The organism is Streptomyces sp. Y309 (assembly GCF_056712025.1).
On the sequence record NZ_CM160048.1, the window covers coordinates 3,572,419 to 3,583,670 of the forward strand.

Annotated in this window: 9 protein-coding genes; 6 read left to right on the forward strand and 3 right to left on the reverse strand. The window is 72.8% G+C overall.

Features of this window, described 5'->3' with window-relative positions:
• Positions 1-10 precede the first annotated feature (10 nt).
• On the forward strand, positions 11-1,783 hold the full coding sequence (locus AC0KTA_RS13800) for an acetyl/propionyl/methylcrotonyl-CoA carboxylase subunit alpha (RefSeq protein ID WP_481055426.1): 1,773 nt from the start codon (positions 11-13) through the stop codon (positions 1,781-1,783).
• 169 nt (positions 1,784-1,952) lie between these two features.
• Entirely contained in the window at positions 1,953-2,531 is a 579-nt protein-coding gene (locus AC0KTA_RS13805) for a TetR/AcrR family transcriptional regulator (protein ID WP_481055427.1), read from the forward strand.
• A 140-nt stretch (positions 2,532-2,671) separates the two neighbouring features.
• Here the strand turns inward: AC0KTA_RS13805 and AC0KTA_RS13810 are convergent, their stop codons facing one another.
• The gene (locus AC0KTA_RS13810; protein ID WP_481055428.1) at positions 2,672-3,661 is read right to left on the reverse strand and encodes a DeoR/GlpR family DNA-binding transcription regulator; all 990 of its coding nucleotides are present in this window, start codon (positions 3,659-3,661) and stop codon (positions 2,672-2,674) included.
• A 216-nt stretch (positions 3,662-3,877) separates the two neighbouring features.
• Positions 3,878-5,326 carry an NAD(P)H-quinone dehydrogenase gene (locus AC0KTA_RS13815; protein ID WP_481055429.1) on the reverse strand — a complete coding sequence of 483 codons (1,449 nt, stop codon included), beginning with the start codon at positions 5,324-5,326 and terminating at the stop codon, positions 3,878-3,880.
• 87 nt (positions 5,327-5,413) lie between these two features.
• Here AC0KTA_RS13815 and AC0KTA_RS13820 point away from each other — a divergent pair, with 87 nt between their 5' ends.
• From AC0KTA_RS13820 to AC0KTA_RS13835, 4 genes are all read left to right on the forward strand, one after another.
• Positions 5,414-5,851, forward strand: coding sequence for a gamma-glutamylcyclotransferase family protein (locus tag AC0KTA_RS13820; RefSeq protein ID WP_481055430.1), 438 nt, complete (start codon positions 5,414-5,416; stop codon positions 5,849-5,851).
• A gap of 447 nt (positions 5,852-6,298) precedes the next feature.
• Entirely contained in the window at positions 6,299-7,123 is an 825-nt protein-coding gene (locus AC0KTA_RS13825; protein ID WP_481055431.1) for a purine-nucleoside phosphorylase, read from the forward strand.
• Positions 7,124-7,191: 68 nt separating this feature from the next.
• Entirely contained in the window at positions 7,192-8,847 is a 1,656-nt protein-coding gene (locus AC0KTA_RS13830) for a phospho-sugar mutase (RefSeq protein WP_481055432.1), read from the forward strand.
• 146 nt (positions 8,848-8,993) lie between these two features.
• Positions 8,994-10,211: a hypothetical protein gene (locus AC0KTA_RS13835; RefSeq protein WP_481055433.1), complete on the forward strand. Its 1,218-nt coding sequence runs from the start codon at positions 8,994-8,996 to the stop codon at positions 10,209-10,211.
• Between the two features lie 263 nt (positions 10,212-10,474).
• Here AC0KTA_RS13835 and AC0KTA_RS13840 read toward each other — a convergent pair whose 3' ends face one another.
• On the reverse strand, positions 10,475-11,128 hold the full coding sequence (locus AC0KTA_RS13840) for a PH domain-containing protein (protein WP_481055434.1): 654 nt from the start codon (positions 11,126-11,128) through the stop codon (positions 10,475-10,477).
• Positions 11,129-11,252: the final 124 nt, after the last annotated feature.

Sequence of the window (11,252 nt, forward strand, 5' to 3'; positions counted from 1 at the left end):
GGGAGCCATCGTGCGCAAGGTGCTCATCGCCAACCGTGGCGAAATCGCTGTCCGGGTCGCCCGGGCGTGCCGGGATGCAGGGATCGCGAGCGTTGCCGTCTACGCGGACCCGGACCGGGACGCACTGCATGTGCGGGCCGCAGACGAGGCGTTCGCCCTTGGCGGTGACACTCCGGCCACCAGCTATCTGGACATGGCGAAGGTCCTCGCCGCGGCCAAGGACTCCGGGGCGGACGCGGTCCATCCGGGCTACGGCTTCCTCTCGGAGAACGCGGAGTTCGCGCAGGCGGTCCTGGACGCGGGGCTGATCTGGATCGGCCCGCCGCCGCAGGCGATCCGGGACCTGGGCGACAAGGTCGCCGCCCGGCACATCGCGCAGCGCGCGGGCGCGCCGCTGGTCGCGGGCACGCCGGACCCGGTCTCGGGCGCCGACGAGGTGGTGGCCTTCGCCGCGGAGCACGGCCTGCCGATCGCGATCAAGGCGGCGTTCGGCGGTGGCGGCCGCGGTCTGAAGGTGGCCCGCACCCTCGAAGAGGTGCCGGAGCTGTACGACTCCGCGGTGCGCGAGGCCGTCGCGGCCTTCGGGCGCGGCGAGTGCTTCGTGGAGCGCTACCTGGACAAGCCCCGGCACGTGGAGACCCAGTGCCTGGCCGACCAGCACGGCAACGTGGTCGTCGTCTCCACCCGTGACTGCTCCCTCCAGCGCCGCCACCAGAAGCTCGTCGAGGAGGCCCCGGCGCCGTTCCTGTCCGAGGAGCAGAACGCCGAGCTGTACCGCGCGTCCAAGGCGATCCTGCGCGAGGCGGGCTATGTCGGCGCGGGCACCGTGGAGTTCCTGGTCGGCGTGGACGGCACGATCTCCTTCCTGGAGGTCAACACCCGTCTCCAGGTCGAGCACCCGGTCACCGAGGAGGTCGCCGGGATCGATCTCGTACGGGAGATGTTCCGCATCGCCGACGGCGGGGAACTGGGCTACGACGACCCGCAGTTGCGCGGTCACTCCTTCGAGTTCCGCATCAACGGCGAGGACCCGGGCCGCAACTTCCTGCCCGCCCCCGGCACGGTGACGGCGTTCGCGCCGCCGTCGGGTCCGGGTGTGCGGCTCGACGCGGGCGTGGAGTCCGGCGCGGTCATCGGCCCGGCCTGGGACTCGCTGCTCGCGAAGCTCATCGTCACCGGCGCGACCCGTGAGCAGGCGCTGCAGCGCGCCGCGCGCGCCCTGGCCGAGTTCGACGTCGAGGGCATGGCCACCGCCATCCCCTTCCACCGCAAGGTCGTCGCCGACCCGGCGTTCGCCCCCGAACTCACCGGCTCCGCCGAGCCGTTCACGGTCCACACCCGCTGGATCGAGACCGAGTTCGTCAACGACATCCCCGCCTTCTCGGCGGTGGCGGACGCCGAGGCCGAGGAGGAGCCGGGCCGCGAGACCGTCGTCGTCGAGGTCGGCGGCAAGCGCCTGGAGGTCTCCCTCCCCTCCTCCCTCGGCATGTCGCTCGCCCGGACCGGCCTCGCGGCCGGGGCCAAGCCGAAGCGGCGTGCGGCGAAGAAGTCCGGGCCCGCCGCGTCCGGGGACACGCTCGCCTCGCCCATGCAGGGCACGATCGTCAAGGTCGCCGTGGAGGAGGGCCAGGAGGTCAAGGAGGGCGATCTGATCGTCGTCCTCGAGGCCATGAAGATGGAACAGCCCCTGAACGCCCACCGCTCCGGCACGGTCAAGGGCCTCCTCGCGGAGGTGGGGGCGTCGCTGACGTCGGGCGCCGTGATCTGCGAGATCAAGGACTGAGACATTCCCCACTGCGTCCATCAGCGCGCTCCGCGCGCGGGCGCCCCTTCCCGAAACCCGGACATGTGCCGGTAGGTTCTAGCCCCTCCGGCGTTTGAGGAGCGGGGTCTGGGGCGGAGCCCCGGTTTCGGGAAGGGGCGGGACTGGGGCGCCCCCGCGAGGAGACCACATGCGAGCCGACGCCCGCCGCAACTACCAGCGGCTCCTGAGCGAGGCCCGCGCCGCGTTCGCGGAGCACGGCACGGACACCTCCCTGGAGGACGTCGCCCGCCGCGCAGGCGTGGGCATCGGCACGCTGTACCGCCACTTCCCCACCCGCCACGCCCTCCTGAGCGCCGTCTTCGAGGACGCGGTGAGCGACCTGCTCACCCGCTCCCACGCCCTCCTGAACGCCCCGCAGCCGTGCACCGCCCTGGTGGAGTGGCTACGGGCGATCATCACGCACGCGGGCGAGTACCGGGGCCTCGCCCGGGCCCTCATGTCGGCCTCGCGGGACGACAGTTCGGCACTGGCGAGTTGCAGTCGCCCGATGCGGGAGGCCGGCGCCCGGCTCCTGGCCCGCGCCCAGGAGGCGGGCGCGGTACGCAAGGGCGTGTCGATCGAGGACCTCATGCAGCTCACGAACGCGATCGCGCTGGCGGCCGAGGAGTCTCCGGACGACCCGGAACTGGCGGACCGCCTCCTGACCTTGACACTGCGCGGCCTGAAGGCGGACCCTCCGACACCCGCGTACCGAAACTGTCAGTAACTGGGACCGTCGACAACCGAGGCACCACCCACTGGGGCAGCCACCCGACGACGGCCCCAGGTCGAACGCGTCGGCCCCCGAGCCACCCAGGCTCACGGCCCAGGGGCCAGACGACGCTCAAGACCCAGGGGCCAGACGCCTCAACGCCGACGCAGATCCGCCACCCGCGCCGCCCGCTCCCCGGGAGGCTGCTCGCCGAGCACGGACGCGCTGCGCAGCTGCGGCCCGGCGCCGGGCCCCGCGCCATGGCCCCCGTGCCCGCGCCGCTGGCCGGGCAGCGGCACGTCCCGGCGTGGCTGCCGGCCCGCTGGGACGGAGTCAACTCCGGGGGCCTGGCCGGGGCCCGCCGACGCTCCGGCGACGGCGATCTGCACGCCCTGGTCGGCCAGTGCCTGCAGTTCGGTCGCCGCGCGGTCGTCGTGCGCGGGCGGATCGTCCGTGACCAGTCGTGTGATGACGTCCGTCGGCACCGTCTGGAACATCGTGTCGGTGCCGAGCTTGGTGTGGTCGGCGAGGACCACCACCTCCGCGGCGGCCTGCACGAGCGCGCGGTCCACGCTCGCCGACAGCATGTTGGAGGTGGACAGGCCGCGTTCGGCGGTCAGGCCGCTGCCCGACAGGAACGCCCGCGACACCCTCAGCCCCTGTAGGGACTGCTCGGCGCCGCTGCCCACCAGTGCGTAGTTGGAGCCGCGCAGGGTGCCGCCGGTCATGACGACTTCCACCCGGTTGGCGTGTGCCAGGGCCTGCGCCACCAGCAGGGAGTTGGTGACGACCGTCAGGCCGGGCACCCGCGCGAGCCGGCGGGCCAGCTCCTGCGTGGTCGTACCCGCCCCGACGACGATGGCTTCGCCCTCTTCGACGAGACCCGCCGCGAGATCGGCGATGGCCGTCTTCTCGGCGGACGCGAGATGTGATTTCTGCGGAAAGCCGGACTCCCGCGTGAATCCGCCCGGCAATACCGCACCGCCATGCCGGCGGTCGAGGAGTCCTTCTGCCTCCAGCGCGCGCACGTCCCGCCGTACGGTCACTTCGGAGGTCTGGACGACGCGGGCGAGCTCACGGAGCGACACCGCTCCGTTGGCCCGCACCATTTCGAGGATCAATTGGCGACGTTCTGCAGCGAACACGAAACTGACAGTAACCCCAACGACCGTCTGCTTTCAGCAGTTTGCGCCGAATTACAGAAGTTGTTCGCACGGCAGGGGTGAAGGTGGTATAGGGGGTACTCCCCCCGACTATGCCCCGCGAATGGGCGGCAACAGGCTGTGACCTGCGACGAGTTGTTTCCGGCCGCCCGGACGATCACATCGGAGGGCCGCCGTCCGCGCGGCGGACCGCAGGGATCAAGCCTCGCCGTTGACCTTCCGGGTGTGCAGCTGGCGTGCCACTTCGGCGATCGAGCCCGAAAGCGATGGGTACACGGTGAAGGCGTTAGCGATCTGTTCCACCGTCAGATTGTTGTCGACCGCGATCGAGATGGGGTGGATCAGTTCCGAGGCGCGCGGCGCCACGACGACGCCGCCGACCACGATGCCCGTACCGGGACGGCAGAAGATCTTGACGAAGCCGTCGCGGATGCCCTGCATCTTCGCGCGCGGGTTGCGCAGGAGCGGGAGCTTGACGACGCGGGCGTCGATCTTCCCGGCGTCGACGTCGGCCTGGCTGTAGCCGACGGTCGCGATCTCCGGGTCGGTGAAGACGTTCGACGAGACGGTCTTCAGGTTCAGCGGGGTGACCGCGTCGCCCAGGAAGTGGTACATCGCGATGCGGCCCTGCATGGCGGCGACCGACGCGAGGGCGAAGATGCCGGTGACGTCACCGGCGGCGTACACGCCGGGGGCGGAGGTGCGCGAGACCCGGTCGGTCCAGATGTGCCCGGACTCCTTGACCTTGACCCCGGCCTCCTCCAGGCCCATCCCGCTGCTGTTGGGGATGGCGCCGACGGCCATCAGGCAGTGCGAGCCGGAGATGACGCGGCCGTCGGCGAGGGTGACCTCGACGCGGTCGCCCACGCGCTTGGCGGAGGCGGCGCGGGTGCGGCCCATCACGTTCATCCCGCGGCGGCGGAAGACGTCCTCCAGGACGGCGGCGGCGTCCGGGTCCTCGCCGGGCAGCACCCGGTCGCGGGACGACACGAGCGTGACCCGCGACCCGAGCGCCTGATAGGCACCGGCGAACTCGGCGCCCGTGACACCGGAACCGACCACGATGAGCTCCTCGGGCAGCTCGTCGAGGTCGTACACCTGCGTCCAGTTGAGGATGCGCTCGCCGTCGGGCTGGGCGTCGGGCAGCTCGCGCGGGTGGCCGCCGGTCGCGATCAGGACGGCGTCGGCGGTCAGGGTCTCCTCGGAGCCGTCGGCGGCGCGCACGACGACCTTGCGGGAGCCGTCCATGGCCTGCTGGCCCTGGAGCCGGCCGCGGCCGCGCATCACGCGGGCGCCGGCGCGCGTCACGGAGGCGGTGATGTCGTGCGACTGGGCGAGCGCGAGGCGCTTCACGCGGCGGTTGACCTTGCCGAGATCCACCCCCACGACGCGGGCCGCCTGGTCGATGTGCGGGGTGTCGTCCTCGACGATGATGCCCAGCTCCTCGTACGAGGAGTCGAAGGTGGTCATCACCTCGGCCGTCGCGATCAGGGTCTTCGACGGCACGCAGTCGGTGAGCACCGACGCCCCGCCCAGACCGTCGCAGTCGACGACGGTCACCTCCGCGCCGAGCTGGGCGGCCACCAGGGCCGCCTCATAACCGCCGGGTCCGCCGCCAATGATCACGATCCGAGTCACGTACTCCATTGTCCCGCACAGTCCGGTACCGCGTGTCCCCGGGGGGTCCGTAGCCCGTGTGAGGCGCCCACGCCAAAAACCCGTACTCTCGACCCCATGTCGCTCTACGCCGCGTACGCCGGCAATCTCGACGCGCGGCTGATGACGCGCCGCGCCCCGCACTCGCCGCTGCGCGCGACCGGCTGGCTCAACGACTGGCGGCTGACGTTCGGGGGCGAGCACATGGGCTGGGAGGGTGCGCTCGCGACGATCGTCGAGGCGCCGCGTTCGCAGGTGTTCGTCGCGCTGTACGACATCGCTCCGATGGACGAGGAGTCCATGGACCGGTGGGAGGGGGTCGGGCTCGACATCTACCGGCGTATGCGGGTTCGTGTGCACACGCTTGAGGGGGAGGAGGCGGCCTGGGTGTATGTCCTCAACGGGTACGAGGGTGGGTTGCCGTCGGCCCGCTATCTCGGGGAGATCGCGGACGCCGCGGAGTCTGGCGGGGCGCCTCACGACTACGTGATGGGTCTGCGCAAGCGCCCCTGCTGATGGGGCTGCGCCCCTTTCCCCCCTCATCGGCGCTCCGCGCCTCGCCCTCAAACGCCGGGCGGGCTCTTTCCCCACCCACCCGCCCTTACTACCTGCCGGAACAACCCGCGCGGCGGAATTTCAGCGCGCGCGGCGCGAGAAGGGGCGGGTGGGCGGGAAATAGCCCGTCCGGCGCTTGAGGACGAGCCGCGAAGCGGCGATCGGCGGGGGGCTGTCCCACCCGCACGGGATACCCACCCCGACAGGGGTCTGTCCCACCCGCACGGGACCTCCAGCCCGGCTGGGGTCCAGGGGGCGCAGCGCCCCTGGTTTCGGAGAAGGGGCGGGACTGGGGCGCCCCGCGAGGGCCCACCCGCCCCCCTTTGTCGGAAACGACAACGCAACGATCCGGATCCCGTGAGCATCGTCATCTACGCGCGTAGGGCGTAAGCGGCTACCCTCGTCGGCGTGAACGCTTCAGTTATTCCGGACGACATCCAGGGCGACCCGTACGCCGCCGCCGACGCCGCCGCCGCGCGCCTGCGCGAGCTGACGGGCGCCGAGACCCACGACGTCGCCCTCGTGATGGGCTCCGGCTGGGCGCCGGCCGTCGACGCGCTCGGGGCTCCCGAGGCCGAGTTCCCGGTCACCGAGCTGCCGGGGTTCCCGCCGCCGGCCGTCGCGGGCCACGGCGGGCGGATCCGCTCCTTCAAGGTCGGCGCGAAGCGCGCCCTGGTCTTCCTGGGCCGCACGCACTACTACGAGGGCCGCGGTGTGGCCGCCGTCGCGCACGGCGTACGGACCGCCGTCGCCGCCGGCTGCAAGACGATCGTGCTGACCAACGGCTGCGGCGGTCTGCGCGAGGGCATGCGCCCCGGCCAGCCCGTGCTGATCAGCGACCACCTGAACCTGACCGCGACGTCGCCGATCGTCGGCGCGAACTTCGTGGACCTCACCGATCTGTACTCGCCGCGGCTGCGCGCGCTCTGCAAGGAGATCGACCCGAGCCTCGAAGAGGGCGTGTACGCGCAGTTCCCCGGCCCGCACTACGAGACCCCGGCCGAGATCCGGATGGCCCGCACCATCGGGGCGGACCTCGTCGGCATGTCGACCGTGCTGGAGGCCATCGCGGCGCGCGAGGCCGGGGCGGAGGTGCTCGGCATCTCCCTGGTGACGAACCTCGCCGCGGGCATGACGGGTGAGCCCCTCAACCACGAAGAGGTCCTCCAGGCGGGCCGCGACTCCGCCACGCGGATGGGCGAGCTGCTCGGCCAGGTGCTGGGCCGCATCTGACCCGGCCCCGGGGCCCCGTCCACGGCTCGGACGCCGAAGAAGAAACCTCACGGAGAGGCTGACCACACGTGCAGGATCACGGAGAACTCATCACGCGGGCGCGGGCCTGGCTCGACGAGGACCCCGACCAGGAGACCCGCGAGGAGCTGGCGAAGCTGGTCGACGCGGCGCCGGGCGACCCGGCCGCCGCCGACGACCTGGCGGCACGCTTCGCGGGCACCCTCCAGTTCGGCACCGCCGGCCTCCGCGGCGAGCTGGGCGCGGGCCCCATGCGGATGAACCGCTCCGTGGTCATCCGCGCGGCCGCGGGCCTGGCGGCGTATCTGAAGGGCAAGGGCCACGCCGACGGCCTCGTGGTGATCGGCTACGACGCGCGGTACAAGTCGGCGGACTTCGCGCGGGACACGGCCGCCGTGATGACCGGCGCGGGCCTGCGCGCCGCCGTCCTGCCGCGCCCCCTGCCCACCCCCGTCCTGGCCTTCGCCATACGGCACCTGGGCGCGGTCGCGGGCGTGGAGGTCACCGCCAGCCACAACCCGCCGCGCGACAACGGCTACAAGGTCTACCTGGGCGACGGCTCGCAGATCGTGCCGCCCGCCGACGGGGAGATCGCCGCCGAGATCGACGCGGTGCGCAGCCTGCACGACGTACCGCGGCCGGAGAGCGGCTGGGAAACCCTCGGCGAGGAGGTCCTGGAGGCCTATCTGGCGCGCACGGACGCCGTCCTGGCCGCCGGTTCCCCCCGCACCGCCCGCACCGTCTACACGGCGATGCACGGCGTCGGCAAGGACACGCTGCTCGCGGCGTTCGCGCGGGCCGGCTTCCCCGAGCCGGTGCTCGTCGCGGAGCAGGCGGAGCCCGACCCGGACTTCCCGACGGTCGCGTTCCCGAACCCGGAGGAGCCGGGCGCGATGGACCTGTCCTTCGCGACGGCCCGCGAGGCGCGCCCCGACCTGGTGATCGCCAACGACCCGGACGCGGACCGCTGCGCGGTGGCCGTCCCGGTGGGCGACGGCGACTGGCGGATGCTGCGCGGCGACGAGGTGGGCGCGCTCCTCGCCGCGCACCTGGTCCGCAGGGGCGCGGCGGGCACCTTCGCCGAGTCCATCGTGTCGTCGTCGCTGCTCGGCCGGATCGCCGAGGCGGCGGGCCTGCCGTACGAGGAGACGCTCACGGGCTTCAAGTGGATCGCCCGCGTCGAGGGCCTGCGGTACGGCTACGAGGAGGCGCTGGGCTACTGCGTCGACCCCGAGGGCGTACGCGACAAGGACGGCATCACGGCGGCGCTGCTGATCACGGAGCTGGCCTCGGAGCTCAAGGAGGAGGGGCGCACCCTCCTCGACCTGCTCGACGACCTCGCCGTCGCGCACGGGCTGCACGCCACCGACCAGCTCTCGGTGCGCGTGGACGACCTGTCGCTGATCGCGGCCGCGATGCGGCGCCTGCGCGAGCGGCGGCCGGAGCGCCTCGCGGGCCTGCCGGTGACGCGCGCCGAGGACCTGACCAAGGGCACGGAGACGCTGCCGCCGACGGACGGGCTGCGGTACACGCTCGACGGCGCCCGCGTCATCGTGCGCCCCAGCGGCACCGAGCCGAAGCTCAAGTGCTACCTGGAGGTCGTGGTGCCGGTGGCGGACCGGTCCGGGCTGCCCCAGGCCCACGAGAGGGCCGCGGAGCTGCTCGCGGCCCTGAAGCGGGACCTCGCGGCGGCCGCGGGCATCTGACCCGTACGGGTGGCGGGGCGCCACCCGCCCCACCGGTCCACCCGAACGGGTGGTTCCCGTACGACAACTGACGCAGCTCCCCGGTGCGCTGCCGGTCCCTCAGGAAGGTTCGACCGGTAGCGCACCTTCACGTACCGGGAGCCGCAGTGCCGCACGGACCCCTCTCCGACCCTTCCGCCGTTCCGGCGGCCGCGCCGTCCCGCGTACCCGCGTCGCGCCGCTCCCGCTCGGCGGCCCCGCGCGCGGCCGCGCGCCGGCGCGTGCTCTTCGCGCTGCGGCACGCCGCGCCCGCCCTCCTCGCGTTCGCGGCCGTGCGCGCCCTGGGCGTCCTCGTACTCGCCGTCTGGGCGCGCCGCGAGCACCGCGGGCTGTGGCATCTGCTGGCCGAATCCTGGGACTGCGACTGGTACTTGAAGATCGCCGCGCATGGGTACGCGGACACGCTCGGGAATGCCTTCGACACCAACAACCTGGCCTTCTTCCCGCTGTTCCCGCTCCTGATCCGGGCGGGCGACGCACTGCTTCCGGCGCCGCGCGGCGGGGTGGGCCTGGCGATCGCCGTGGGCTCTTCGTTCCTCGCGGCGTGGGGGATCTTCAAGATCGGCGACCGGCTGCACGGGCGCCGCGCGGGCGTGCTCCTGGTGACGCTGTGGGCGTGTCTGCCGGTCTCGCTGGTGCAGTGGATGGGCTACACGGAGTCGCTGTTCACGGCGCTCGCGGCGTGGTCGCTGTACGCGGTGCTCACCGGCCGCTGGGTGTGGGCGGGGGCGCTGGCCGCGCTCGCGGGCCTGACGCGTCCGACCGGCATCGCCGTCGCCGCGGCGGTGTCGGTCTCGGCGCTGCTCGCCCTGCGGGGCCGCTTCGATGCCCGCGTCCTGGCCGGCGCGCTGCTCGCCCCGCTCGGCTGGCTCGCGTACGTCGGCTGGGTGGGGGCTCGACTCGGCCGCTGGGACGGCTACTTCGCCGTACAGAAGCTGTGGCACAACGAGTGGGACGGCGGCGTCGGCACCCTGCTCTGGATGAAGAGGCTGTTCCTGGTGGAGCGGCCGCAACTGTTCCTGGTGATGGTAACGATCGTTCTATTTAGTGCGCTGGTGTTGTTCGTGATGTCGCTGACCGGGGGCGGGCAGCCGCTGCCGCTGCTGGTGTTCACGGGGCTGCTCGTCGCGATCGTGCTGGGCTCCAGCGGCGTGTACTTCCCGCGCGCCCGCTTCCTGCTGCCCGGCTTTCCGCTGCTGCTGCCGGTGGCGCTCGCCCTCGCGCGGGTGCGTACGCACGTGACGGTGGCGGTGCTCTCGGGGGCGGCGCTGACATCGGCGGCGTTCGGCGGCCATATGCTCCTGGTGTGGCTCGGCCCGCCGTGACCTGCGTGAACGGCCCGTTCGGCGGAGCCAACCAGGGCTGATTCACGGGGAGTTGGGAAACTGTACGCCCCCCCGGTCGCCACGCTCGAACCCCTGTACGGCACTATGGAAGCGCTGTCTGTCGCCCCCCTCGCCCCCCTTGGGGAGCGCGTCGGCACCTTGGTGCTCCGCCGACCCCCCTCGCGCGGGCACCGCACGGGCCGGGCACGGCCGAAGTCCGTGTCCGGCCCTACGCACGACCGCCGGGCGACCGGGAGGCCCGGTCAGCCCAGGCCGAGCAGCACCGCGAGCAGCACCGCCCCGGCGGCGCACGGCGCCAGGACCTCGTAGGCCCAGCGCACCACGGGCTCGCCCTGCGCCGACTCGGCGCCCTCGCGCCGCTCGGCGATCTCACGCAGGTCGTCCATGGCCTGGTCGCCGGCGTCGCGCGTGTGGGGCTGCGTCGCGCCGGGGGCGCCGGGCCGGACCCGGCTCGCGACCGGGTCGTCCGAGGCGACCTGCTGGGCGTGGCGCCGCGCGGCCTTCTTGCGGCCGCGCAGCGAGACGGGGATGGCCCACAGCTGGAACTTGGTGCCGTCCTGCGTGAACACCTCGTTCGAGTAGCCGGAGCGCAGGCCCGAGACCGCCCCCCAGGGCAGCACGATGGTGCGGAAGGGATTGCGGACGCGCAGCCGGTCGTCGTTGGCGTACACCGCGGGCCGCACGGTGTAGGCGACGACGAGCGGCACGGCGAAGAGAAGCCCGGCGAGCGCCACCCACGGGGTGCGCCCCTCGCCGCGGATCAGCGCGTCGACGCCGAGCCAGGCGCCGATCGCGAGCAGCAGGACGCCTCCGGCGATGGCTGCGTGGGACCGGTAGACGCGGTCCTTGTAGGCCGGGTCCTGCTCCGCCGGCGTGGGCTGCGGGTCGCTCGTCATACGGCTGATTCTGCCTGACGCGATGACGCCCGCGGCGAGCGGCGGGGGTATGGGGATTGGTCCAGACCTAGTACGGTCGAGAGTTGTCATGTACGCCTAACCGCCGTCCGGCGACGCGACGAAC

Excerpts from the sequence above, each read along its gene's own strand:
- AC0KTA_RS13805 (WP_481055427.1), top strand. The coding sequence starts at position 1,953 with ATGCGAGCCGACGCCCGCCGCAACTACCAGCGGCTCCTGAGCGAGGCC.
- AC0KTA_RS13815 (WP_481055429.1), bottom strand. The coding sequence starts at position 5,326 with ATGGAGTACGTGACTCGGATCGTGATCATTGGCGGCGGACCCGGCGGT.
- AC0KTA_RS13820 (WP_481055430.1), top strand. The coding sequence starts at position 5,414 with ATGTCGCTCTACGCCGCGTACGCCGGCAATCTCGACGCGCGGCTGATG.
- AC0KTA_RS13840 (WP_481055434.1), bottom strand. The coding sequence starts at position 11,128 with ATGACGAGCGACCCGCAGCCCACGCCGGCGGAGCAGGACCCGGCCTAC.